The sequence below is a fragment of the Rhodococcus sp. K11/5 genome (assembly GCF_055193735.1).
This window is the reverse complement of sequence record NZ_CM143721.1, coordinates 2438513-2464109: the sequence shown is the minus strand read 5'-3', so window position 1 is coordinate 2464109 and position 25597 is coordinate 2438513. Positions and strand designations below refer to the sequence as shown.

Sequence of the window (25597 nt, the reverse complement as noted above, 5' to 3'; positions counted from 1 at the left end):
ACGCGTCAGAAATCGGGGGCGATACCCAGGTGGTCGAGATAGCGCCGGGCGGACCGCAGGACCACCGTGCGCGCGTCCGCGTCGACCACCTTGCCCCACCACGCTCCGTAGATCCGCTCGAAATCGAGCCCGCCCAGCAGGGCGACGGTGCGGCGGATCGCGTCGGGGTGCTCCGGAATCAGGTTGGGGTAGCTGTACATGAAGGACACCCAACGCGGATCCGCGACCACCTGGACGATGTCACCGGTGCACAGGGCGCCGCGGCCGTCGACGCCCGGCCAGTGCACCACGGTCCCTCCCGCGAAGTGCACTCGCGTGTTGATCAGGGTGCGCCCCGGGAGGATCTCCAGGGAGTCGCCGGCCCACGTGCGGACGTTGCCCGCGCGCGGGATCCATTCCCGGTCCGAGCGGTGGACGTAGATCGGAATGCCGCCGAACGCCTCGCTCCACTCGACCATCGCGCTGTAGTAGTGCGGGTGCGACACCGCGATGGCCCTCAGGCCACCGAGTTCGTGAACCCGTGCGACCGCGGCGTCGTCGATGGTGGAGACGCAGTCCCACAGCAGGTTTCCGCCGTCGCCCGGCACCACGAGTGCCCGCTGCCCGATCGCGAAACGCGGCTCGGTGCCGATTCCCCAGAGCCCCGGGACCTCCTCGCGAACCACGGTCCGATGCTCGGCCGAGACCGCCTCGACGGTGGTCCACCGTTGGCCTTCCGGACCGAGATACTGCCGCTCGTCGGTGCACACCGGACATTCGTCCATCGCGGTCTCGTACTGGACACCGCACATCGTGCACACGGGGAACGACGCCATGGACACCATTCCTAGCGGATCGAGGCGGGATTCGACACGTCGGCCGCGCGGTAGGTGTCGCACGCCGCGATCTGCCCGGTGGCGTATCCCGCGGAGAACCACGCCTGCCGCTGTTCCGACGATCCGTGCGTCCAGCCCTCGGGATCCACTCGACCGGTGGACGCCTGCTGAATACGGTCGTCGCCCACGGACGACGCGGCCGAGAGTGCGTCGGCGATGTCCCGGTCCGTGAGTGGTTCGAGCAACGGTTCGGTGCTGCCCGGGGCCGCGAGGTCGTCCGCGACGTTCGCCCAGACGCCCGCGTAGCAGTCGGCCTGCAGTTCGGTGCGGACCGCGCCGGATTCGGCACCGGCGGGGTCCGCCTGCGCGCGGCCGATGTCGCCGAGCAGGTTCTGCAGGTGGTGTCCGAACTCGTGGGCCACCACGTACTCCTGGGCGAGCGGCCCTGCGCTGGAACCGAATCGGTCCACGAGAACCTGGAAGAACTCGGTGTCGACATACGCGGTGGAGTCGGCGGGGCAGTAGAACGGACCCACCGCACTGGTCGCGTCACCGCACCCGGTGCCGACCGCGCTCGTGAAGAGTTCGACGCCCGGCCGGACGTAGGCGACGCCGGTCTGCGGCGCGAACTGCGATTCCCAGACCTGGTTCAGGCTGTTGACCGTGGCGACGACGCGGCAGTCGACGTCCGCGTTCGCATCGGCGCCCGTCTCGCAGTTCTCCACGGCCCCACCGGGCTCGGTGGAGGAGGACTCTCCCGTCCCGAGCTGCCCGATGACCGTGGACGGGTCCCCGCCCAGGAGAAGGGCGACCACCACGAGAACGATGCCACCCAGACCACCCCCGACGGCGATTCCTCGGCCGCGGCCCCCGGAGCGTCGTACCTGCGAGGAGTCGATTCCGGCGTTGTCCCGAAACGTCATTGCCGACCGCTTTCTGCCGTGACGGATTGTGTCGAGAGCACAGCTTCGCACGCCGAACGCGGCCGCCTGGCTCGGTTGCGGCGGAAGGTCCGTAGGATCACCGCCTGTATCGACCAATGTCTGGAAGGACCACAGTGCTGCGCACGCACCTCGCCGGATCGCTCCGAGCCGACCACGCCGACCACACGGTCACACTCACCGGGTGGGTCGCCCGTCGACGTGATCACGGTGGGGTCATCTTCATCGACCTCCGCGACGCGTCCGGCGTGGTTCAGGCCGTGTTCCGAGACGGTCCGGCCGCCGAGCAGTCCCACCGCCTGCGCTCGGAGTTCTGCGTCAAGATCACCGGCACGGTCGAGGTTCGCCCCGACGGCAACCGCAACTACGAGATCCCCACCGGCGCCATCGAGGTGAACGTCTCCGACCTCGAGGTGCTCGGCGAGTCGGCACCGCTGCCGTTCCAGCTCGACGAGAACCCGGGCGAGGAAGCGCGGCTGAAGTACCGCTACCTCGATCTGCGTCGCGCGGGCCCGGGCCACGCGATCCGGTTGCGCTCCAAGGTCAACGCCGCGGCGCGCGAGGTGCTCGCACATCACAGCTTCGTCGAGGTCGAGACGCCGACGCTGACGCGATCCACGCCCGAGGGTGCACGAGATTTCCTGGTTCCCGCCCGCCTGCAGCCCGGCAGCTTCTACGCGCTGCCGCAGAGTCCGCAGCTGTTCAAGCAGCTGCTCATGGTGGGCGGCATCGAGCGGTACTACCAGATCGCACGGTGCTACCGAGACGAGGATTTCCGCGCCGATCGCCAGCCCGAGTTCACGCAGCTCGACGTCGAGATGAGCTTCGTCACCCAGGACGATGTGATCCTGCTGGCCGAAGAGGTGCTGACCGCGCTCTGGAACCTCGTCGGGCACGACATCGCGACGCCCATTCCGCGCATGACCTACGCCGACGCCATGCGCCGCTACGGTTCCGACAAGCCGGACCTGCGGTTCGGCGTCGAGCTGGTCGAATGCACCGACTACTTCGCGAACACGCCGTTCCGAGTGTTCCAGGCCGAGTACGTCGGCGCCGTCGTGATGCCGGGTGGAGCGTCGCAGCCGCGGCGCCAGCTCGACGCCTGGCAGGACTGGGCCAAGCAGCGCGGCGCCAAGGGCCTCGCCTACGTGCTGGTCCAGGAGGACGGGACGCTGGGCGGACCCGTCGCGAAGAACCTCTCGGACGCCGAGCGCGACGGCCTCGCCGCGCACGTCGGCGCCCGGCCCGGGGACTGCGTCTTCTTCGCCGCCGGTTCCACCAAGGCGCAGCGCGCACTGCTCGGCGCCGCTCGCGGCGAGATCGCCAAGAAGCAGGGTCTCATCGACGAGAACGCCTGGGCTTTCGTGTGGATCGTCGACGCTCCGCTGTTCGAGCCCACGTCCGACGCGACGGCGAGCGGCGACGTGGCCGTCGGGTCCGGATCCTGGACCGCGGTGCATCACGCGTTCACCTCGCCGAAGCCCGAGTCGATGGACACCTTCGACACCGACCCCGGTAGCGCACTCGCCTACGCGTACGACATCGTCTGCAACGGCAACGAGATCGGTGGTGGATCGATCCGTATCCATCGCAAGGACATCCAGGAACGCGTCTTCGCGATGATGGGGATCGACGCCGAGCAGGCGCAGGAGAAGTTCGGGTTCCTGCTCGACGCCTTCGCCTTCGGTGCGCCCCCGCACGGCGGAATCGCTTTCGGGTGGGATCGCATCACGGCGCTGCTCGCCGGCGTCGATTCCATCCGTGAGGTCATCGCGTTCCCCAAGTCCGGAGGTGGCGTGGATCCGCTCACCGATGCGCCGGCCGCGATCACCGCAGCGCAGCGCAAGGAATCCGGGATCGACGCCAAGCCCGTCAAGCGCGGCGAGGCCGGTGCGGAGAAATCTCCCGGAGTCGATCCGACTCGATAGGGGGAGCGACAGTGGGAACGGTGCGGTGCGAGCCGTGACGCGCACCGGCGACCCGGTCGACGCGGTGCTCGCGGCCGCGGACGTCGCGGCCGCCCAACAGCGGGTCGCGCGTCTGGTCGACGATCACGGGGTCACCTACAACGTGGCCGACGGACCGGGTGCCGAACCGGTCGCGGTCGGCTGGGAAGTCGACGTCGTACCGCTGATCGTCCCCGCCGCCGAGTTCGACCGCCTCGAAGACGGGATGGTGCAGCGATCCCGCGTGCTCGACGCCGTCCTGACGGACCTCTACGGGGAGCGCACGCTGCTGCGCCGGGGTCTGATCCCGCCCGCGGTGGTCTTCCGGGACCGCGGGTATCACCGTGCGGCACACGGGATCACGATTCCCGGAGCGCATCGGTTGTTCTTCCACGCCGCCGATGTCGCACGGTGCGCGGACGGGGAGTACCGCGTCTCGGCCGACCGAACCCAGGCGCCGTCCGGCGTGGGGTACGCCCTCGCGGATCGCTCCGTCGTGGCCCGCGCGGTCCCCGCGGCGTTCCAGCGCAGCGCGCCCCGACCGGTCTCGACCTTCGTCACCGCGATGCGGCTCGCCCTGGTCGAGGCGGCACCGGCGTCCGCCGAGAATCCCCTCGTGGTGGTGCTCAGTCCCGGAGTCTGGTCGGAGACGGCGTTCGATCAGGCGCACCTCGCATCGGTGCTCGGCTTCCCGCTCGTGGAATCCGCGGATCTGGTGGTGCGAGACGGCGCACTGTGGATGCGCGCTCTCGGCACGTTGCGGCGCGTCGACGTGGTGCTGCGCCGGGTGGACGACGACTACGTCGATCCGCTCGATCTGCGGTCGGATTCTCGCCTGGGTGTGGTGGGGCTCGTCGAGGTCGCCCGACGTGGCGCGGTCACCGTCGTCAACCCGATCGGCAGCGGTGTCCTCGAGAACGTCGCGCTGTTCGGTCTGATGCCGGATCTGTGCCGCGCGCTCCTGGGCGAGGAGCCGATCCTGCAGTCCGTTCCCGCGTTCTGGGCGGGCGACGACGCAGCGCGCTCGCACATTCGTGCCCGGACGGATGCGCTGGTACTGCATCACCTCACCACCGGACACTCGACGGTCGGGGCGACCCTCTCGGCTGCGGAACGCGAGGCCGTGCTGCGCCGCGTCGAGGCCGATCCGACGGCGTGGGCGGCGCGGCAGGTGCCGGAGCCGGCCACGGCCCCAGTGGGACCGGCCGGACACCGCGAGCCCGGTCACGCCGTGCTTCCGCGGCCGGTCGCTCTCCGACTGTTCGACGTCGCTGGACGGCTCGGGTACACGGTCATGGCCGGGGGACTGGCTCAGGTCGTGGTGACCGATCCCCCCACGGAACCGATGGCCAGCACCGCGGCCAAGGACGTGTGGGTCGATGCGGCCGACCGTGACGACCGCAGTCGGGCGGCGAGCCCCGTGCGCGTCGAGGAGCAGGACCTCACCTTCGGCCGCGGCGGCCCGCGCGTCATCGAATCGGTCAGTGCTCCGCGCGTGCTCGCCGACCTGTTCTGGATGGGCCGCTACAGCGAGCGCGCGGAATCGACGGCGCGCATGCTCGTCGCGACCAACTCGTGCTTCCGTGGCCACGGCTACCGGTCCGTCCCCGCCGACTCGGGTGATGGACCCGCCGCGCTCGAGGTGATGCTCGGCGCGCTCACCGAGGTCACCGCGACGGCCCCGGGATTCGCCGGGGTCTCCGATCGTGCCACTGCGTTGGGAGAGTTCCGGTCGCTGACCGTCGACGCCCGTCGCTCCGGATCTCTCGCCCACGCGATCGCCGCGACGCAGACCTGTGCGCGGGCGGTGCGGGACCAACTCGGCGAGGACACCTGGGCGGTGTTCGGCCGCCTCGACGCGGTACTGGGCGATCTGCGGAACGCCCCGGAGTCCGACGAGGCCACGCTCTGGTCGACGCAGAGCCGCGCGGTGGGGTCGCTGCTCGCCGTCGCGGGACTGTTCGCCGAGTCGATGGTGCGCGATCCGGGCTGGTACCTCATGGACATCGGCAAGCGCATGGAGCGGGCTCTCCACGTCACGGCCCTGCTGGCCGCGACGGTGGGAGCCGCCCGGACGCCGGGCGTCGAGGAAGTGGTGCTCGAGGCGGTGCTGGGTGCCGCCGATTCGTCGGTGACCTACCGACGTCGCTACCGAGGGGCTCCGCGGGTCGGGGCCGTGGCCGATCTGGTGCTGTTCGACGCGGGGAATCCACGGTCGGTGATCCATCAGCTGGACCGCATCGCCACCGATCTGGGCGCGCTCCCCGGCGCCCTGGGGACCTCCCGACCTGCTCAGGCCATCGATCAGATCATCGCCACCGTGCGCCGGGTCGACCCGGACGACCTGGAGAACGTCGATGCCACCGCGACGCGCGCGGAGTTCGACGATCTTCTGCGTACCGTGCACCAGGACCTGCGACGACTGTCCGAGCTGGTGACCACCGCACACCTCACCGGACCGGGATCCGTGCAACCGCTGTGGGGCAGCGGAGAGGTCCGGGTGCTCTCGTGACGGCGGGGAGTGCGACCCGGTGGTACCGGATCACGCACCGGACCGAATACACCTACGGCGCCGAGGTCACCTCGTCCTACGGGCGCGGGCATCTCTTTCCACGCGAGACCGGGGATCAGCGCGTTCTCGACGCATCGGTGACGGTGACGCCCACCCCGTCCGACAGTTCGACCGGCGTCGACCTGTTCGGTAACGAGGACCTCTACTTCCACGTCACGACCGCACACGATCGGCTGTGCGTGACCGCCCGCGCACTGGTGGCCGTGGATCCTCCCGATCCGGAGGCGCGCACCACGGGCCGAGCCGTGGAGCCGTGGGAAGCCGCACGGCCCTCGGGGGAGGACGGCGCTCTGGCGACCGACTTCGTCCTGGACCTGCAGCCGCCGGAGATCACCGACGAGGTGATCGAGTACGCAGCGCTGTCGTTGACCCCGTCACGCGGGTTGGCCGACGCGGTCCTCGACCTCACCCATCGCATCCACACCGACTTCGCCTACTCGTCGGGATCGACGACCGTCTCGACGACGGTGGCCGACGTGTTCGCCGACCGCCGCGGCGTCTGTCAGGACTTCGCGCGGGTAGCCGTGGCGTGCCTGCGCTCGCACGGTCTGGCGGCCCGCTACGTCTCCGGTTACCTGTCGACGTCGCCGCCCCCCGGCCGGGAGCGGATGGTGGGCGTGGACGCCACGCACGCGTGGGCCGCGGTTCGGCTGCCGGGCGGACGGTGGCTCGCATTCGATCCGACCAACGATCAGTGGGTCGACGAGCGCTACGTGACCGTCGCGTGGGGACGCGACTACGACGACGTTCCGCCGCTGCGCGGCATCATCTACACGGAGTCGTCGAGCAGTCGGATCTCGGTGTCGGTCGACGTCGAACCGATTCGACCGGAGGGGCCGAAAACCTCGTGGTCACCGGGTACGGTGTAAGAATTCGGTCTGAGCGGTCTGTTTCACGACGCGGGGCGCAGCCGGATTCGTCCCGTATTTCCTCGGGGGAGTCGTGAGCAGAAGTGCAGCGTACAGCCGTATTCGGACACGTCGTGGCCCCCACCGAGAACGCCCCCGGACACCGAGAAAAGAGGGTAGGACCTTCCCGCGAGGGTAGGTTGGAGACCGATGACGGCAATGTTGGCAGATCCGATAACCGGTGCCGTGGCAGCGGCACGGGACCTCCTCACCAAGCGAACCGGGGCGGCGGTCTCGCTGGTCGACCCGGTGGACCTGGGCGGCAGCGGTCGGGCCGTGGTGGTGCGGGTCCGGGTCGCGGGCAATCCTTTCCAGCTCCCGCGGTCCCTCGTGATCAAGCAGGTTCGGGACGCGAACGTGGACGCCGGTACGCGCACCGGGCTCGGCGGCGGAGACGACACCTCGTTCCTCCGGGAAGCCGCGTCGTACCAGTTTTCGACCGCCCTGGCGGTCACCACCCGGCCGGGTCCCTCGTTGATCGCCTACGACCTCTCCGCTCGCCTGCTGGTGCTGAGCGACCTCGGCGACGCCACCCCCTTCGCCACCCTCGTCGCGAACGCCGATCCCCATCGGCCACTGGCCGACGGGTCGGTCACCAACTCGCTGATGGCCATGGCGCAGGCGCTCGGCCGCATGCACGCCGCGACGTTCGGACGGGAGGACGATTTCGACGCGCTGCTCGCGCGGGCCGGAGTCGCACACACCACGGACCGCCTCGTCGATCAGACCGACGAGGCGCTGACCCGGGTCCCCGACATGTTGGCGGACGAACTGGACCTGCCCGTTCCGCCCGTGGTCGCCACCGCCGTCGCACGAGCCGGAAAGCTGTTCGGTGCCGGCGGACTGCGCGCGTTCAGCCAGTCGGACCTGTGTCCGGACAACATCCTGGTCAACGACGAGGGTGTGCGGTTCCTCGACTACGAGTGGGGCGGTTTCCGCGACGCCACGCTGGACGTCGCCTACACGTTGCTGTCGTACCCCGGTTGCCTGTGCTGCCTCGAGCTCACCCCGGAGCGGGCCGAGGCCATGGTCGACGCCTGGCGTGCCGAGGTGGTCGGCATCTGGCCTCAACTCGCCGACGACAGGACCCTGCGAAGCAAATTGCTCGACGCCCAGCTCGTGTGGGCGTGGCTGACGACGTACTGGTTCCTCCCCGACGACGACACCCGGCACGCCTCGATGCGTCGCCATCAGTTGTCCGTCCCGCGCTCGAAGGCCCTCGTCACGCGATGGGCGACCCTGTCCGCCTACGCGGCGTCGGTCGGCGCCGCCGAGATCGCAGACTTCGCGACGGCCGTGGGCGGCGCGCTCTCGGCCCGGTGGCCCGAACCGCTACGCTGACCGGCCCCGTACCCTGACCGGAATGACGGACCACGGCGACGGCACCGACGCGTCGACGACCGGTGAGGACGCGGCGGACACGCTGTTCGACGCGGCGGGCGACGAACGCGACGCCCCGATCGACGAACCCCCGCGGCGCCCGGCCGCCGCGGCAACCGGGGCGCCCCTGGCCGTCCGCATGCGTCCGCGCTCGCTCGACGAAGTCGTCGGCCAGTCGCATCTGTTGACCCCGGGCGCGCCGCTGCGCCGTCTCGTCGAGGGATCGGGTGCCGCGTCGGTGATGCTCTACGGTCCGCCCGGAACCGGGAAGACCACGCTCGCCTCCCTCGTCTCCGGGGCCACCGGCCGCCGCTTCGAGGCGCTCTCGGCGCTCAGTGCCGGGGTGAAGGACGTCCGCGCGGTGATCGAGCTCGCCCGGCGCCGACTGTTGCACAACGAGCAGACGGTGCTGTTCATCGACGAGGTCCATCGCTTCTCCAAGACCCAGCAGGACGCGTTGTTGGCGGCCGTGGAGAACAGGATCGTTCTTCTCGTCGGCGCGACCACAGAGAATCCGTCCTTCTCGGTGGTGTCTCCGCTGCTCTCCCGCTCGCTCGTCCTGCAACTGCGACCCCTGACCGATGCGGACATCGCCGCGGTGCTGAGCCGCGCACTGGAGGACGACCGCGGGCTCGCCGGGACGGTCTCGGTCACGGACGACGCCCTCGCCCACCTCGTGCGGCTGGCCGGCGGTGACGCGCGGCGCGGACTGACGGCCCTCGAAGCCGCCGCGGACACCGCCGGATCGGGTGGAACCATCGACCTCGAGACCGTCGAGAAGAGCGTCGATCGCGCGGCGGTGCGGTACGACCGCGACGGCGATCAGCACTACGACGTGATCAGTGCCTTCATCAAATCGATCCGTGGGTCCGACGTCGACGCCGCACTGCACTACCTCGCCCGCATGATCACCGCGGGCGAGGATCCGCGGTTCATCACCCGACGCCTCGTGGTGCACGCCAGCGAGGACATCGGGATGGCGGATCCCACCGCGATGCTCTCCGCGACCGCGGCGGCGCAGGCCGTCCAGCTCATCGGCATGCCGGAGGCGCGACTGGCCCTGGCGCAGGCCACGATTCACCTCGCCACGGCACCCAAGTCCGGAGCGGTGACCTCGGCGCTGTCCGCGGCCATGGCGGACGTCGCCGCCGGCCGAGCCGGACCGGTACCCGCCCATCTGCGCGACGGTCACTACGCGGGGGCCGCGGCGCTCGGCAACGCGGTCGGTTACCGCTTCCCCCACGACGATCCCGGCGGGGTGCTCGCCCAGCAGTACGCGCCGGACGACCTGGTCGGAACCGACTACTACACACCGACCGACCACGGCGCCGAGCGCGAGATCGCCTCGCGGGTGGGCAAGCTGCGACGCATCGTGCGGGGACAGCGCCGACCGTCGCGGTAATCTGTCGCGGTGCAGACACACGAGATTCGCCGTCGATTCCTGGACCATTTCGAACGCGCGGGCCACACCCCGGTTCCCAGCGCCTCCCTGATCCTCGACGATCCGAACCTCCTGTTCATCAACGCCGGCATGGTGCAGTTCGTGCCCCTCTTCCTGGGCCAGCAGACCCCGCCGTACGCGCGGGCGACGAGCGTGCAGAAATGCGTGCGTACCGGTGACATCGAGAACGTCGGCGTCACCACCCGCCACAACACCTTCTTCCAGATGGCGGGCAACTTCTCCTTCGGTGACTACTTCAAGCGCGAGGCCATCGGGTTCGCGTGGTCGCTGCTGACCTCGTCCGTCGAGGACGGGGGCTACGGATTCGACCCGGAGCGGATCTGGGCCACCGCCTACCTCGACGACGACGAGGCGATCGCCCTGTGGAAAGAGGTCGCCGGACTGCCCGACGAGCGGATCCAGCGCCGCGGCATGGCGGACAACTACTGGTCCATGGGCATCCCGGGTCCGTGTGGTCCGTGCTCGGAGATCTATTACGACCGCGGACCGGAGTTCGGTGTCGACGGCGGACCCGAGGCGGACGAGGATCGCTACATCGAGATCTGGAATCTCGTGTTCATGCAGAACGAGCGCGGTCGAGGCACCTCGAAGGACGACTTCGAGATCCTCGGACCGCTGCCGCGGCAGAACATCGACACCGGCATGGGCGTCGAGCGGGTCGCGTTCTTGCTCCAGGGCGTCGACAACGTGTACGAGACCGATCTCGTCCGTCCCGTGATCACCGAGGCCGAGACCCTGTCCGGTCGGCGCTACGGGGACGATCACGACGCCGACGTCCGGTTCCGCGTCATCGCCGATCACGCCCGCACGTCCGTCATGCTGATCGCCGACGGCGTCACCCCCGGCAACGACGGCCGCGGATACGTGCTGCGTCGCCTGCTGCGGCGCATCGTGCGCAGCGCCCGCCTCCTCGGGGCCGACGGCCCGACGATGGCGCGCTTCGTCACCGTCGTGCGCGACACCATGGCGGAGTCGTATCCGGAACTGGTCACCGATTTCGATCGCATCCTCGGCGTGGCCGTCGGCGAGGAGACGGCGTTCCGATCGACGCTGGCGTCGGGTTCGCGGTTGTTCGAGAACGCGGCCGAGGCCGTGACGAAGTCGGGGGGCGACCGCATCGGCGGCGACGAGGCGTTCGTTCTGCACGACACCTACGGCTTCCCCATCGATCTGACGTTGGAGATGGCCGCCGAGGCAGGCCTGCACGTGGACGAGGCCGGGTTCCGAACCCTGATGGCCGAACAGCGCAACCGGGCGAAAGCCGACGCACAGTCCCGCAAGCACGCCCACACGGACCTGTCCGTCTACAAGGAACTGCTCGACCGGGGCGCCACCGAGTTCACCGGATTCGACGAACTCGACAGCGAGGCCACGATTCTCGCCATCCTCTCCGGCGGGGTCCGGGTGCCGACCGCCGCGGCGGGCGAGAAGGTGGAGGTGGTTCTCGATCGCAGCCCGCTCTACGCCGAGGCCGGCGGACAGCTCGCGGACATCGGATCGTTGAACGCGCCCGGACTGACCGCCACCGTGACCGACGTGCAGAAGATCGCGAAGATGCTCTTCGTCCATGCGGTGACCGTGGAGTCCGGCGGTCTCACCGAGGGAGACGTGGTCAGCGCACGGGTCGACCGGAACTGGCGCCGCGGAGCGACGCAGGGGCACTCGGGCACCCACCTGGTGGGCGGCGCGCTGCGGCAGATCCTCGGACCGAACGCGGTCCAGGCCGGATCGCTGAACAAGCCGGGGTATCTCCGATTCGACTTCACGTATCAGGGAGGGTTGTCGGAGTCCCAGCGCGAGGACATCGAAGCGGTGACCAACGATGCGGTGTCCTCGGACTTCGCCGTCAACACCTTCGTCACCGAACTCGACAAGGCCAAGGCCATGGGAGCGCAGGCGTTGTTCGGCGAGAACTACGGCGACGAGGTTCGCGTGGTGGAGATCGGTGGTCCGTTCTCGCTCGAGCTGTGCGGCGGCACGCACGTCGAGCACTCGTCGCAGATCGGGCCCGTGACGGTTCTCGGAGAATCGTCCGTGGGGTCGGGAGTGCGTCGCATCGAAGCGTTCGTGGGTCTCGACTCCTACAAGTACCTGGCCAAGGAACGGGCCCTGCTCGCCGGAGTCGCCGCGTCGCTGAAGGTGCCGAGCGAGGAGGTCCCCGCCCGCGTGGAGAACCTCGTCGAGCGGCTCAAGGCGGCCGAGAAGGAACTCGATGCGGCCCGCGCCGCCGCGGTCCTGTCGTCGGCCTCGACCTTCGTGGACAAGGCGCGGCGCATCGGCGCCGTGCTGCTGGTCGCGGAGCCGGCCCCGGCCGGCGTCGGTGCCGGGGATCTGCGCACCCTGGTCGGCGACATCCGCGGCCGCTTCGGTACCGAGCCTGCCGTCGTCGCGCTGTTCGCGGACGCGGACGGCAAGGTTCCGTTCGTCGTGTCCACCACCAAGGCGGCTCAGCAGCACGGGCTCGAAGCAGGCAAGCTCGTCGCCTCCTTCGGTCCGGCCATCGGTGGCCGCGGCGGCGGCAAGGCGGACACCGCGCAGGGCGCGGGATCGGACGCGGCGGGTATTCCGGCGGCCATCGACGCCCTCGTCGCGCGGGTGACCGAGATCGCCGGCGACTCCTGACCATGGACACCGGGGCAGCGCGGTCGCCGCAGGTGGAGCCGGACCGGCCGGGGGCCGACGATCCCGGCCGGGGTCGGCGACTCGGTATCGACGTCGGAAGCGTCCGCGTCGGGGTCGCGTCCTGCGACCCCGACGGCATCATGGCCACCCCCGTCGAGACCGTGCCCCGCTCGTCCAAGACGCGATCCGATTCCGACGACGTTCGGCGCATCGTCGATCTGGTCGAGGAGTACGAGGCGGTCGAGGTGATCGTCGGGTTGCCGCGCACATTGCGCGGTGAACGGGGAGCTGCGGCGAACTTGGCTGTCCGGTTCGCCCGAGTTCTGACGAGAGCGCTTCCCGCGGTGCCGGTTCGACTCGCGGACGAGAGGTTGACTACCGTGAGTGCCGTGCGCGGCCTTCGGGAGAGTGGGGTCCGGGCCAAGGATCAGCGATCGATCATCGATCAGGCTGCCGCTGTGGCGATTCTGCAGGGGTGGCTCGACGAACGGCAACGGGGACGGCCGGCCGACAACGCGGAGGGGGCAACGGTGCCCGAGGAACAACTGCTCGACGTCGACCGGGAGATCTCGAACGACCATCGACCGGAGTCGACGCGATGACCGACGATTCCGACGACGGCCGTTACCGACCCCGATCCAGCGGATACGACCGTTACGGTCGCGACAACGGTGGCCGGGACGACCGGTACGGCCGCGAATCCGGCTACGGCCGCGACTCCGGGTACGGCCGCGATTCCGGATACGGCCGGGGTTCGGCTCGGGACGAGGAGCCCGCTTTCGTGGAGGACGCCCCCACCGAGGTGTTCGCTACCTCCGCGGGACAGATGGACCCCGGTGGCTCGCGCCGTCGGGACGCCCCCGGGTCGCGTGCCGACCAGCGGCGCGACCGCGCGGCCGAGGCCCGCAAGAAGCGCGGCAAGCTCGTCGCGATTCTGGCCGGTGTGGTCGTACTGGCCCTCGTCGTTGCGGTCGGTCTCTACGGAGGATCCAGATTGTTCGGTGGTGGCGTGGAGCAGGCGGCAGATTACCCCGGTCCGGGCGGCGACGCCGTCGTCGTCCGGGTTCAGCCCGGCGACACCGCGCAGGAGATCGCCACGGAGATGGTGGAGAAGGACGTGACCGCGAGCAGCGGCGCGTTCTACGAGGCCGCGGTGCAGAACTCGGCGATGAGCGCCGTTCAGCCCGGGTACTACCGCATGCAGTCCCAGATGTCCGGGGTCGGCGCCGTGACGGCACTCGTCGCTCCCGAGTCGAGGGTGGGACAGATTCTGATCTCGGAGGGTCGCCAACTCCACGACACGACGGACGTCAACACCGGAGCGGTGCGCCGCGGAATCTACAGTCTGATCTCCGAGGCGAGTTGCGCCGCGGGCGAGGGCATTCCGTGCGTCAGCTACGAGGATCTGGACATCGCGGGCGCCGGAGACGATCCCGCCGCGCTCGGCGTGGCCGAGTGGGCGCGAGACGCGGTGAGCCGGGTGCCGGACCGCGATCGTCAGCTCGAGGGCTTGATCGCCGCGGGAACCTGGAACTTCGACCCGAGCGCGAGTCCTACCGAGATCCTGCGCACGCTGGTCTCGGAGAGCGCGGCTCTGTACGAGAGCACCGGGTTGCTCGAGGCGGGTGCGACCTCCGGCCTCGGCCCCTACGAGGTTCTCGTGGCGGCGTCGCTGATCGAACGCGAAGCGCTCCCACAGGACTTCGCGAAGGTCGCTCGCGTGATCTTCAATCGCCTGGAGATCGGTCAGCAGCTCGAGTTCGATTCCACCGTGAACTACGCACTCGACACCACCGAGGTGGCCACGACCGACGCGGACCGCGCGCGGGTCACGCCGTGGAACACCTACGCGTCACCGGGTCTGCCGGCCACTCCCATCTGCTCGCCGGGCATCCCGGCGGTCGAGGCGGCCGAGGAACCGGAGCCCGGTAACTGGCTGTTCTTCGTCACCATCAACGATCAGGGCGAGACTCTGTTCACCGACACCTACGAACAGCACCTGGCGAACATCCAGCTGGTCGAGGGCGGATTCCTCGACAGCGGACGGTGACGGATCGGTCGGCGGCCGCGGGCGGTCGCCGGGCCGCCGTGCTGGGGTCGCCGGTGAGTCATTCGAAGTCGCCGCAGCTGCATCTCGCGGCGTACCGCGAACTCGGTCTTCTGGACTGGACGTACGAGCGGATCGAGTGCACGGCCGAGGGCCTGCCTGCGTTGCTGGACGGATTCGGACCGGAATGGGTCGGGGTATCGGTGACGATGCCCGGTAAGTTCGCCGCCCTCGAGTACGCGACCGATCGCACCGAGCGTGCCGCGGCGGTCGGATCCGCGAACACCCTGGTGCGGACGGCGTCCGGTTGGCGGGCCGACTGCACCGACGTCGACGGCGTGACCGGGGCGTTGGCGACGGTGGGGGTCCGGTCTCTCGCGGGTGCCTCGGCGGTGGTGGTGGGCGCGGGCGGAACGTCCCGACCCGCCCTGGTCGCGCTGCGCGACCTCGGCGCTCGGACGGTCACCGTGGTCTCGCGCAGCGAGGAACGGGCGTCGGGTGCGCTGGCCTGCGGCCGCTCCGCGGGGCTCACCGTGCGGTGGTGCGGGGTGGGCGACGAGGCGCTGGGTGACGCCGTGCTCGACGCGGCCGTGGTGGTGTCGACCGTGCCCGCCGACGCGGGCGCGGTACTCGTTCCCGCCGTGCGACATGCTCGGGTTCTGCTCGATGCGATCTATCACCCCTGGCCCACTCCACTGGCGACCGCGGTGGGTGCCGAGGGCGGTGCCGTGGCCGGAGGGTTGCAGATGTTGCTCGCCCAGGCGTACGGACAGGTGGAGCAGTTCACGGGCAGGTCGGCGCCGCGTGAGGCGATGGCGGCCGCACTGACCTGACCCGGGGCCCCGCCCGGTTGTCCACAGGCGAACCGACAATCGGTGTCGATCCCCACCCCACCGTCGCGGGCACCGGGCGATCCGCGCCGCGTGCGACCGTCGCACGATGGACACCGCACCTCTGGACACCGCACCTCTGGACGCCGCCGCGGCGCTCGCCGTCGCCGGCGCGCTCGCGGCTCCGATCGCGCTCCGAGCGGTGCGCCGGTGGGTACGTCCCACGCCGGCCGAGATCGCGGCGGCGTCGATCACCGGAGCGCTCGCGTCGGGTCTGATCGCTCTCCTCGCGGTCGGAGCGACAGCCGTCGCCCTGTCGGCGTTCACGATCTGGGCGATCGCGGTGTCCGCCGTCGATCTGGCTCGCCTCCGTCTGCCCGACGCGCTGACCCTCCCGGCCGCCGTCGCGGTTCTGGTCACCGCGGCGCACACGCACACCCTCGTCGCCGCGGTGGTCGGAGCGGTGATGCTGGCCGTCGTCCATCTGGTCGCGGCGGTGACGAGCCCCGGCGGAATCGGCGGTGGCGACGTGAAACTGGCCCTCGCGGTCGGCGGGTTCGCGGCGATGGGAGGCGGACAGGTGTGGCTGGCGGCGGCGGTCACGGCGCCGGTGCTCACCGCCGCCCTCGGGTTGCCGTACCGGCGCGGCGGTCTCGGGACCGCGATCGCGCACGGTCCGTCCCTGTGCGCGGCGACCCTGGTGGCGTGGGTGGCCCTCGGGACGTGAAAAGATGTGATGCGTGTTGCGATGGATCACTGCCGGAGAGTCCCACGGCCCCGCCCTTGTCTCGATCATCGAGGGCATGGTGGCCGGCGTCGAGGTGACGACGGAGGACATCGGCGCTCAGCTGGCCCGGCGCCGCCTCGGGTACGGCCGCGGCGCCCGGATGAAATTCGAGGCCGACAAGGTCACGATCATCGGCGGTGTGCGGCACGGGCGCTCGCTCGGCGGACCGGTGGCCATCGAGGTGGCCAACACCGAGTGGCCCAAGTGGGAAGCGGTCATGTCCGCGGATCCGGTGGATCCGAGCGTGCTCGACCAACTCGCACGCAACGCGCCGCTGACGCGTCCGCGTCCGGGACACGCCGACTACTCGGGCATGCTCAAGTACGGCTTCGACGACGCCCGACCGGTGCTCGAACGTGCCAGCGCTCGGGAGACCGCGGCACGCGTCGCCGTCGGCACCGTCGCGCGGCATTTCCTCCGTCAGGTCCTCGGCGTCGACGTCATCTCGCACGTGATCTCTATCGGAGCGTCGGACCCGTACACCGGACCGGTGCCCGAACCCGCGGACCTCGAGGCCATCGACGCCAGCCCCGTCCGCGCCCACGACGCACAGGCCGAGAAGTCCATGATCGCGGAGATCGAGGCGGCCAAGAAGGACGGCGACACTCTCGGTGGCATCGTCGAGGTCGTGGTCCACGGGCTTCCGGTGGGACTGGGCACCTTCGTCACCGGCGACGGCAAACTCGACTCGCAGCTCGCGGCGGCCCTCATGGGTATCCAGGCGATCAAGGGCGTCGAGGTCGGCGACGGGTTCGAGACCGCACGGCGCCGCGGCAGCGTCGCCCACGACGAGATCCGGCCCGGCCCCGACGGCATCGAGCGCAGCACCAACCGTGCGGGCGGCATCGAGGGCGGTATGACCAACGGGGCTCCGTTGCGGGTGCGAGCGGCGATGAAGCCGATCTCCACGGTCCCGCGCGCCCTGGCCACGGTGGACATGTCCACCGGTGAGGAAGCGGTCGCCATCCACCAGCGGAGCGACGTGTGCGCCGTGCCCGCCGCCGGTGTGGTGGCCGAGACGATGGTCGCGCTGGTCCTGGCCCGAGCAACGCTCGAGAAGTTCGGCGGGGACTCGGTGGCGGAGACGGCGAGCAACGTCCGCCGCTACCTCGAGGACGCGGCAGTACGTCCACCGCGATGAGCGACGGCGCCGGACGCCCGACGGCCGCCGTTCCGCGCGCGGTTCTCATCGGTCCGCCCGGAGCCGGGAAATCGACGATCGGTCGACGGCTCGCCCGCGCGCTCGACGTCGAGGTGCTCGACACCGATGCCGCCATCGAAGAGGACACCGGCCGCACCATTCCGGAGATCTTCGCCGAGGACGGTGAGCCGACGTTTCGGCAGATCGAGGAGCGCGTGGTACTCGCCGCGCTCGCCGGCCACCCCGGCATCGTCTCGCTCGGCGGAGGTGCCGTGCTCTCGCCGACCACTCGCGCCGCACTCACCGGTCACGTCGTGGTCTACCTCGAGATCAGCATCGGAGAGGGGTTGCGGCGCACGGGCGTCCACAACGCCTCACGTAGGCGAGGTGACGACGCGCACGGGGATCGTGCCCCGTCGGGTCGGCCCCTGCTCGCCGGTGACGATGCGAAGGCCAAGTACCGCGAGCTGATGCGCGCCCGCAGACCGCTCTATCGCGGTGTGGCCACCATCCGGATCCGCACCGACGGTCGGAGCCCGGCGCGGGTGGTGGAGACGATCCTCGACCGGATGGGAGTGCCGCGACCGGAGGCGGTACCGGTGACTCGCCGTGGCGCGAGCGCCGCACCGCCGACCGGGAGTTCCGAGCGGCCGTCCGCGGGTGCCGAACGATCGGCCGATCCCGGACGTGTCCCCACCCCGGCCGACGCGGCCGCCACGTCGCGACGAGGTCGCACCGGGCACCGACGCGGCCGACGGTCCCATCGATCGCGGTCGGCACCCGTCGACGCTCAGCCGAAGCCCCAGCCACACACCCCGACCGACGCGGAGTCGCGACCCCGACCGCACCCGACCCCACCCCAGCTCGACCGAACACAGGAGAAGCCCTCGTGACCGAACCCGTGCGCATCGACGTGAAGACGGCGAACCCCTACCCGGTGATCATCGGTCGAGGTCTGTTGAACGACCTCGTCGAGCAACTGATCGACACCCGAACCGTCGCGATCTTTCATCAGCCGCCGCTGGCGGAGACCGCGGAAGCCGTACGCGCCGCCCTCGCCGAGCGGGGTATCGACGCCCACCGCATCGAGATCCCGGACGCCGAGGACGGGAAGGACCTGGCCGTCGCGGGATTCTGCTGGGAGGTCCTCGGCCGTATCGGGCTGACGCGCAGTGACGCCGTCGTCGGTCTCGGCGGGGGAGCAGCGACCGATCTCGCCGGGTTCGTCGCGGCCACCTGGATGCGCGGCGTGAAGGTGGTGCACGTCCCCACGACGCTTCTCGCCATGGTCGACGCGGCGATCGGCGGCAAGACGGGCATCAACACCGAGGCGGGAAAGAACCTGGTGGGCTCGTTCCACGAGCCCTCCGCCGTCTTCATCGATCTGGCCACCCTCGAAACGGTGCCGCAGAACGAGATCGTCGCCGGTCTGGCCGAGGTGGTGAAGACGGGTTTCATCGCCGATCCGGTGATTCTCGACCTCATCGAAGCCGATCCCGCGGCCGCCGTCGACGCGACCGGCAGCGTGCTGCCGGAGCTCGTTCGCCGGTCCGTGGAGGTGAAGGCGAGAGTGGTGGCCGCCGACCTACGGGAGTCGGATCTGCGCGAGATCCTGAACTACGGTCACACGCTCGGACACGCGATCGAGCGGCGGGAGAAGTACAAGTGGCGGCACGGTGCGGCCGTGTCGGTCGGCCTCATGTTCGCGGCCGAACTCGGCCGCCTGGGCGGCCGCCTGTCGGACGAGGTGGCCGACCGGCATCGCTCGATCCTCGAGTCCATCGGTCTGCCGACCAGTTACGACGCGGACGCATTCACCCAGTTGCTCGCCGGCATGCAGACCGACAAGAAGAACCGCAACGGTGTGCTGCGGTTCGTGATTCTCGACGATCTCGCGAAGCCCGGTCGGCTCGAGGGACCGGATCCCTCGCTCCTGGCCGCCGCCTTCTCCGCGATCGCCAAGGACGAGCCGAGCGCGGGCCAGTCGATCTTCCTGTGATCGCCGGCGCGGCGGTCAGCGTGGTTCCTGCCACGCCGATCGTCGCGCGTCGTCCGTGGCCGGGGTCTGCGAGCCTGCGGCGTCGTACGCGGTCCGTGACGACTCGTCGGATCGCACCGGCGCGAAGACCTCGGTGTCCGCCTCGGTGTCGTACGCCCGGGTGTTCGCCGTCGTACCGGCGTTGTCGGTCGCGGTGCCCGAGTCGGAGCTTCCCGATCCGACTCGCGCGGGTTCGCGGTCCTTCGAGACCTTGCCCGGACGCGGGTTCTCGTCCTTGCGGTCGTCGCGTCGAGCCAGGAACTTCCCGACCGCCACGGCGATGGTCGCCGGGACGAACACCAGGAGGATGGTGAACGCGGCGCCGGAGGTGACCTCGAAGAACAGCGAGTTGGTGCTGACGGCGACCCCCGAGACCGCGGTGAAGAGCCAGCTCGCGAGACCGCCGAGGACGCCGGCGACCAGCGAGGCCTTCAGCCACACCATCGTCAGATCCACCGGCGAGTCCGACGTCCGGCGGTGCGCGTTGATGCCGTCGATGCCGCCCCAGACGACGGCGACGAGGAGCACCGCGATCAGCGTGATCGTCCGCAACACCGATCCCTGGGCCGGCGAGGCCGCCGTGGCCAGCGCGAGCACCAACCGAGCTCCGAAGTGAACGAGAGCCATGCCCACACCACGCACCAACCAGCCAGTCATGTCGCTCACAGTAATCACCTCGGAACCGCGATGTGTCCGCGCCCACAGAATTGGACCTGATCACCCCCGCCGGTAGTTTTGTCTTCCATGACCCCAGCGCCCCTCGATTCCGCGCCCGTCACCGGCTCGACCGGCACCCACGCTCCCGCAGCCGATCACGGGCGGCGCCGCGAAGCCCTGCGAGAACTCGCGCGCGAAGCCGGTGTGGAGGCCCTCCTGATCACCGACCTCCTGAACGTTCGCTACCTCAGCGGGTTCACCGGCTCGAACGCGTCCATGCTGCTGTCCGCGAGCGACTCGCGGAACGACGAGGATTCCACGCTGCTGTGCACCGACGGTCGGTACGTCACGCAGATCGCGAACCAGGTCCCCGATCTGCGCGCGGTCATCGACCGCGCCGGACCGTCGCGACTGCTGCGGGACACCGCGGCGGCATCCGTGGGGTTCGAATCCCACGTGGTGTCCGTCGACGAGCATCGGGCGTGGGCGACCGCGGCACCGACGGTGGATCTGCGCCGCACGCCGAAGTTCGTCGAGCAATTGCGCATGGTCAAGGACGATTCCGAGGTCGCCGCGTTGCGTTCGGCCTGTGCCGTGGCCGACGCGGCCCTGGCCGCGTTGATCGACCGGGGCGGAATCGCCGTCGGGCGGACCGAGAAGAAGGTCGCCGTCGACCTCGAGTTCCTGATGCTCGAACTCGGCGCGGAGGCGATCTCGTTCGAGACCATCGTGGCCGCGGGAGCGAACTCGGCCGTGCCGCACCACCGACCCACCGCAGCGGTGCTCGCAGCCGGCGATCTGGTGAAGTTCGACTTCGGCGCGACGGTGGGTGGCTACCACTCCGACATGACCCGGACCTACGTCCTCGGGGAGCCGGCGAGCTGGCAGCGTGAGCTCTACGAGTTGGTTGCGCAGGCCCAGGCGGCCGGTCGGGCGGCGCTCCACCCGGGTGCGGACGTGCGCGAGGTGGACGCCGCGGCCCGTCGAGTGATCGTCGACGCCGGACACGGTGACAACTTCCTGCACGGCCTCGGACACGGAGTGGGACTCGAGATCCACGAAGCGCCGGGAATCGGCGCCACCGCCAGCGGTACACTTCTCTGCGGCGCAGCGGTGACCGTGGAGCCCGGCGTGTACCTCGCCGGTCGCGGGGGAGTGCGTATCGAGGACACGCTCGTCGTCCGAGAGGGCGAACCGGAGCTCCTCACGCTCACCGACAAAGAGTTCACCGTTCTGTAGACGAGTTCGGCGCGACCCGCGTCGGACGAGTTCGGCGCGACCCGCGTCGGTGCGATGCGCGCCGACCGCGACCCGACAGCGATACGAGGAGATTCCAAGCACGTGGCTTCCACCAGCGATTTCAAGAACGGTCTCGTTCTCAAGCTCGAGAACCAACTGTGGTCCATCATCGAGTTCCAGCACGTCAAGCCGGGCAAGGGCCCCGCCTTCGTGCGCACGAAGCTCAAGAACGTGCTCTCCGGCAAGGTCGTCGACAAGACGTTCAACGCCGGCGTGAAGGTGGAGATCGCCACGGTCGACCGCCGCGACATGACCTACCTCTACCACGACGGCAGCGACTACGTGTTCATGGACGGCGACACGTACGACCAGATCGCGATTCCCGAGGCCACCGTCGGCGACGGCCACCGATTCCTGCTCGAGAACCTGCGGGTGCAGGTCGCGATGCACGAGGGGTCGCCGCTGTACGTCGAGCTGCCCGTCACGGTCGAGCTCGAGGTCAAGCACACCGACCCGGGCCTGCAGGGTGACCGGTCGACGGGCGGGACCAAGCCCGCCACCCTCGAGACCGGCGCCGAGATCAACGTGCCGCTGTTCGTCAACACCGGCGACAAGCTCAAGATCGACTCGCGCGACGGCAACTACCTCGGGCGCGTGAACTCCTAGCGTGAGCGAACCCACCACCCCCGCGGCGAAGACGTCCGCCGGGAACTCCGGCCGGGGACCGACGCCCAAGAAGCTCGGTGCCCGGCACAAGGCACGCAAGCGAGCCGTCGACTTCCTGTTCGAGGCCGAGGCCCGCGATCTGGATCCGGTGACACTGGCGACCGAGCGTGGCGAGATGTCGACGGAGGAGGAGACGGTCGCTCCGGTCAGTGCCTACACCGCGACGCTGGTGGCGGGGGTGGCCGAGAACCTCGACCGGGTCGACTCGGTCATCGGTGATCACCTGCACGAGTGGACTCTCGATCGGCTCCCCGCGGTGGATCGGGCGATCCTCCGCGTCGCGGTGTGGGAGTTGCTGCATGCTCCGGACGTGCCGCCGGTCGTTGCCGTCGACGAAGCCGTCGAGTTGGCGAAGCAGCTGTCCACGGACGATTCGCCGTCGTTCGTCAACGGTGTGCTGGGCCAGATCGTGACGGTGGCGCCTCAGGTTCGCGCCGCGGCCGCGGCGACGTCGTCGCGCCCGACGGCGGCCGACGCCGACGGCGATGCGGGCGCCGACGACGCGGGCTGATCCACCCGTGTCGCGATTGCTACAGTGATCGCGTCCGATTTCCTTTAACGATCCGTCCCGTGAGGCGGAGAAGGAGGTCATAGAACTGTGCCCTCGGAACCTGTGCCCGTCCGCGAACTGTTGACCAGCGCGGACGTCGGCCGCACCATCGCGCGCATGGCGCATCAGCTGATCGAGAAGACCGCGATCGGCTCGCCCGACGCCCCCGCGGTGGTGCTCATCGGCATTCCCACGCGCGGCACGACGCTGGCCGCGCGGCTCGCCGAACGCATCGAGGAGTTCGCCGGGGTGCGGCCCGCGGTCGGATCTCTCGACATCACCCTGTACCGCGACGACCTGCGGAGCAAGCCGCATCGTGCGTTGGAGCGGACCTCCGTGCCGGACGACGGCATCGACGGCGCCCTGGTGGTCATCGTCGACGACGTGCTGTTCTCGGGTCGCTCGGTTCGGGCCGCCCTGGACGCGCTGCGTGACCTCGGACGTCCCCGCGCGGTGCAACTCGCCGTGCTCATCGACCGCGGACACCGGGAGTTGCCTCTGCGCGCCGACTACGTCGGCAAGAACGTCCCCACCGCGCGCAGCGAGGACGTCGCCGTGCTGCTGGCCGAGCACGACGGCCGAGACGGAGTCGAACTCTCGTCCGGTCCCACCGACACCGCGGACGTCGACCGATGAGCGCCAAGCACCTTCTCACCACGGCCGATCTCGATCGGGACGCGGCCACCGACATCCTCGACGAAGCCGAGCGGTTCGAGCAGGCGCTGCTCGGCCGGGACGTCCGCAAGTTGCCCACCCTGCGCGGCAAGACCGTGATGACCGTCTTCTACGAGAACTCCACCCGCACCCGGGTCTCGTTCGAGGTCGCGGGCAAGTGGATGAGCGCGGACGTCATCAACGTGAGCGCGAGCAGTTCCTCGGCCTCCAAGGGCGAATCGTTGCGGGACACCGCGCTGACGCTGCGCGCGGCCGGCGCGGACGCCCTCGTCGTCCGGCATCCGGCCTCGGGTGCCGCCCACCGCATCGCGCAGTGGACGGCCGATCCGGTGACGGGTGCGGGTCCGGCCGTGATCAACGCCGGCGACGGCACGCACGAGCACCCGACCCAGGCTCTCCTCGACGCGCTCACGTTGCGGCAGCGGCTCGGGGGAATCGAGGGTCGACGCATCGCGATCGTGGGGGACGTCCTGCACAGTCGCGTGGCCCGATCCAACGCCGTCCTTCTCGCCACCCTCGGCGCCGAGGTGGTGATCGTCGCTCCGCGCACGCTGTTGCCGGTGGGTATCGACACCTGGCCGGTGACCGTGGCGCAGTCGCTCGACGCCGAACTGCCCGCTCTCGACGCGGTCATGATGTTGCGCGTCCAGGCCGAGCGCATGAACGGCGGATTCTTCCCGTCGGCACGCGAGTACTCCGTCGGCTACGGCCTGTCCCAGAAGCGGTTCGACCTCCTGCCCGAGCACGCCGTGGTCCTGCACCCCGGCCCGATGCTGCGCGGCATGGAGATCGGTTTCTCCGTGGCCGACGCCCCTCGCACCGCGGTGCTGCAACAAGTCCAGAACGGAGTCCACGTACGCATGGCCGTACTGTTCCGCGCCCTGATCGGCGCCGAGGAAGGCACCCGATGAACGCGCCGAAGTATCGGTCGGAGATCGTCCTGCGAGGAGTTCGCCCGTACGGCGAGGGTGAGCCCGTCGACGTCCGCATCGTCGACGGCGAGATCGCCGCGATCGACCCGGCGTCGGGCGGCTCGGCCGCACCGGCGGACGGGGTGACGGTGATCGAGGCCGGGGGACAGGTGCTGCTTCCCGGTTTCGTGGATCTGCACACCCACGTTCGCGAACCGGGTCGCGAAGACACGGAGACCATCGAAACCGGTTCCGCCGCGGCGTCTCTCGGTGGTTACACCGCCATCTTCGCCATGGCCAACACCTCGCCCGTCGCGGACTCCGTCGTGGTGACCGACCACGTGTGGCGGCGTGGGCAGGAGGTCGGCCTGGTCGACGTCCACCCCGTCGGCGCGGTGACCGTCGGGTTGAAGGGCACCGCGCTCGCCGAGATGGGCACCATGAACGCCGGCGTGGGCGGCGTGCGCATGTTCTCCGACGACGGGCACTGCGTCGCGGATCCCCTGCTCATGCGCCGGGCGCTGGAGTACTCCGCCGGACTCGGCGTGCTCATCGCTCAGCACGCGGAGGAGCCGCGCCTCACCGAGGGCGCCGTCGCACACGAGGGCCCCACCGCCGCGCGGCTCGGTCTGACCGGATGGCCGCGGTCGGCCGAGGAGTCCATCGTGGCGCGCGACGCGATCCTGGCGCGCGACGCGGGAGCGCGGGTGCACATCTGCCACGCCTCGACCGCCGGGACCGTCGCGCTGCTCGACTGGGCGAAGGGACAGGGCATCTCCATCACGGCGGAGGTGACCCCGCACCACCTGTTCCTCGACGACTCCCGCCTCGAGACGTACGACGCGGTGAACAAGGTGAACCCGCCGCTGCGCGAGGCCTCCGACGCGGCGGCGCTGCGGGCCGCCCTGGCGTCGGGCATCGTCGACTGCGTCGCCACCGACCACGCTCCACACGCGGAACAGGACAAGTGCTGCGAGTTCGCGCAGGCCCGGCCGGGGATGCTCGGTCTCGAGACGGCCCTGTCGATCGTGGTGAAGACGATGGTCGAACCGGGTCTGCTCGACTGGCGCGGCGTGGCTCGGGTCATGAGCGAGCGGCCCGCGGAGATCGTCGGACTGACCGATCAGGGTCGGCCGATCGCCGTCGGAGAGCCCGCGAATCTGACCCTCGTCGATCCCGACGCCGTGTGGACGGTCGATGCGCGCAGTCTCGCGAGCCTGTCCGAGAACACCCCGTACGACACCCTCGAACTGCCCGCCCGCGTCACCGCCACGGTGCTGCGCGGCCGGATCACCAGCCGGGACGGCGTCAGTGCCGCTCCCGGCGAGAACGACCCCCGAGGAAAGTGAT

21 protein-coding genes and 1 pseudogene are annotated in these 25597 nt (G+C 70.1%); 19 read left to right on the top strand and 3 right to left on the bottom strand.

The window, feature by feature from the left end; all coding sequences use genetic code 11:
- Positions 1 to 5: 5 nt before the first annotated feature.
- Entirely contained in the window at positions 6 to 815 is an 810-nt protein-coding gene (locus ACY466_RS11595; RefSeq protein WP_463245543.1) for an MBL fold metallo-hydrolase, read from the bottom strand.
- A gap of 11 nt (positions 816 to 826) precedes the next feature.
- Entirely contained in the window at positions 827 to 1738 is a 912-nt protein-coding gene (ypfJ, locus tag ACY466_RS11590) for a KPN_02809 family neutral zinc metallopeptidase (protein ID WP_463245542.1), read from the bottom strand.
- A gap of 134 nt (positions 1739 to 1872) precedes the next feature.
- On the opposite strand from ypfJ, the gene aspS reads away from it, so the two are divergent.
- The 13 genes and pseudogenes from aspS to aroB all read left to right on the top strand — a co-directional run bounded on the left by aspS (position 1873) and on the right by aroB (position 19450).
- On the top strand, positions 1873 to 3684 hold the full coding sequence (gene aspS, locus ACY466_RS11585; RefSeq protein ID WP_463245541.1) for an aspartate--tRNA ligase: 1812 nt from the start codon (positions 1873 to 1875) through the stop codon (positions 3682 to 3684).
- 34 nt (positions 3685 to 3718) lie between these two features.
- Entirely contained in the window at positions 3719 to 6214 is a 2496-nt protein-coding gene (locus ACY466_RS11580) for a circularly permuted type 2 ATP-grasp protein (protein ID WP_463245540.1), read from the top strand.
- Positions 6211 to 7143, top strand: a complete 933-nt coding sequence (locus ACY466_RS11575) for a transglutaminase family protein (protein WP_463245539.1) — start codon at positions 6211 to 6213, stop codon at positions 7141 to 7143. The genes ACY466_RS11580 and ACY466_RS11575 overlap by 4 nt, the downstream gene beginning before the upstream one ends.
- A gap of 189 nt (positions 7144 to 7332) precedes the next feature.
- On the top strand, positions 7333 to 8523 hold the full coding sequence (locus ACY466_RS11570; protein ID WP_463245538.1) for a kinase: 1191 nt from the start codon (positions 7333 to 7335) through the stop codon (positions 8521 to 8523).
- A 22-nt stretch (positions 8524 to 8545) separates the two neighbouring features.
- On the top strand, positions 8546 to 9964 hold the full coding sequence (locus tag ACY466_RS11565; protein WP_463245537.1) for a replication-associated recombination protein A: 1419 nt from the start codon (positions 8546 to 8548) through the stop codon (positions 9962 to 9964).
- 9 nt (positions 9965 to 9973) lie between these two features.
- Positions 9974 to 12646: an alanine--tRNA ligase gene (alaS, locus tag ACY466_RS11560; RefSeq protein WP_463245536.1), complete on the top strand. Its 2673-nt coding sequence runs from the start codon at positions 9974 to 9976 to the stop codon at positions 12644 to 12646.
- Between the two features lie 2 nt (positions 12647 to 12648).
- Positions 12649 to 13248 carry a Holliday junction resolvase RuvX gene (gene ruvX / locus ACY466_RS11555; protein ID WP_463245535.1) on the top strand — a complete coding sequence of 200 codons (600 nt, stop codon included), beginning with the start codon at positions 12649 to 12651 and terminating at the stop codon, positions 13246 to 13248.
- The gene (locus tag ACY466_RS11550) at positions 13245 to 14696 is read left to right on the top strand and encodes an endolytic transglycosylase MltG (protein WP_463245534.1); all 1452 of its coding nucleotides are present in this window, start codon (positions 13245 to 13247) and stop codon (positions 14694 to 14696) included. Before ruvX ends, ACY466_RS11550 begins: the two co-directional genes overlap by 4 nt.
- On the top strand, positions 14693 to 15526 hold the full coding sequence (locus ACY466_RS11545) for a shikimate dehydrogenase (protein ID WP_463245533.1): 834 nt from the start codon (positions 14693 to 14695) through the stop codon (positions 15524 to 15526). The genes ACY466_RS11550 and ACY466_RS11545 overlap by 4 nt, the downstream gene beginning before the upstream one ends.
- A gap of 106 nt (positions 15527 to 15632) precedes the next feature.
- Positions 15633 to 16250, top strand: coding sequence for a prepilin peptidase (locus ACY466_RS11540; protein ID WP_463245532.1), 618 nt, complete (start codon positions 15633 to 15635; stop codon positions 16248 to 16250).
- Positions 16251 to 16263: 13 nt separating this feature from the next.
- Positions 16264 to 17451: a chorismate synthase gene (gene aroC / locus ACY466_RS11535; protein WP_463245531.1), complete on the top strand. Its 1188-nt coding sequence runs from the start codon at positions 16264 to 16266 to the stop codon at positions 17449 to 17451.
- Positions 17448 to 18023: pseudogene (locus ACY466_RS11530) on the top strand (shikimate kinase); the annotation flags it as partial. The gene aroC and the pseudogene ACY466_RS11530, both read left to right, overlap by 4 nt.
- A gap of 317 nt (positions 18024 to 18340) precedes the next feature.
- Complete coding sequence (gene aroB / locus ACY466_RS11525; protein ID WP_463245530.1) at positions 18341 to 19450, top strand: 3-dehydroquinate synthase; 1110 nt, start codon at positions 18341 to 18343, stop codon at positions 19448 to 19450.
- A gap of 15 nt (positions 19451 to 19465) precedes the next feature.
- Here the strand turns inward: aroB and ACY466_RS11520 are convergent, their stop codons facing one another.
- Positions 19466 to 20146 carry a B-4DMT family transporter gene (locus tag ACY466_RS11520; RefSeq protein ID WP_463252245.1) on the bottom strand — a complete coding sequence of 227 codons (681 nt, stop codon included), beginning with the start codon at positions 20144 to 20146 and terminating at the stop codon, positions 19466 to 19468.
- Positions 20147 to 20233: 87 nt separating this feature from the next.
- On the opposite strand from ACY466_RS11520, the gene ACY466_RS11515 reads away from it, so the two are divergent.
- From ACY466_RS11515 to ACY466_RS11490, 6 genes are all read left to right on the top strand, one after another.
- The gene (locus ACY466_RS11515) at positions 20234 to 21385 is read left to right on the top strand and encodes a M24 family metallopeptidase (protein WP_463245529.1); all 1152 of its coding nucleotides are present in this window, start codon (positions 20234 to 20236) and stop codon (positions 21383 to 21385) included.
- Positions 21386 to 21487: 102 nt separating this feature from the next.
- Positions 21488 to 22051: an elongation factor P gene (efp, locus tag ACY466_RS11510; RefSeq protein WP_463245528.1), complete on the top strand. Its 564-nt coding sequence runs from the start codon at positions 21488 to 21490 to the stop codon at positions 22049 to 22051.
- A gap of 1 nt (position 22052) precedes the next feature.
- Positions 22053 to 22622 carry a transcription antitermination factor NusB gene (nusB, locus tag ACY466_RS11505; protein WP_463245527.1) on the top strand — a complete coding sequence of 190 codons (570 nt, stop codon included), beginning with the start codon at positions 22053 to 22055 and terminating at the stop codon, positions 22620 to 22622.
- Between the two features lie 102 nt (positions 22623 to 22724).
- Entirely contained in the window at positions 22725 to 23297 is a 573-nt protein-coding gene (pyrR, locus tag ACY466_RS11500) for a bifunctional pyr operon transcriptional regulator/uracil phosphoribosyltransferase PyrR (RefSeq protein ID WP_463252244.1), read from the top strand.
- On the top strand, positions 23294 to 24247 hold the full coding sequence (locus tag ACY466_RS11495) for an aspartate carbamoyltransferase catalytic subunit (protein WP_463245526.1): 954 nt from the start codon (positions 23294 to 23296) through the stop codon (positions 24245 to 24247). The genes pyrR and ACY466_RS11495 overlap by 4 nt, the downstream gene beginning before the upstream one ends.
- Entirely contained in the window at positions 24244 to 25596 is a 1353-nt protein-coding gene (locus tag ACY466_RS11490) for a dihydroorotase (RefSeq protein WP_463245525.1), read from the top strand. The genes ACY466_RS11495 and ACY466_RS11490 overlap by 4 nt, the downstream gene beginning before the upstream one ends.
- Position 25597: the final 1 nt, after the last annotated feature.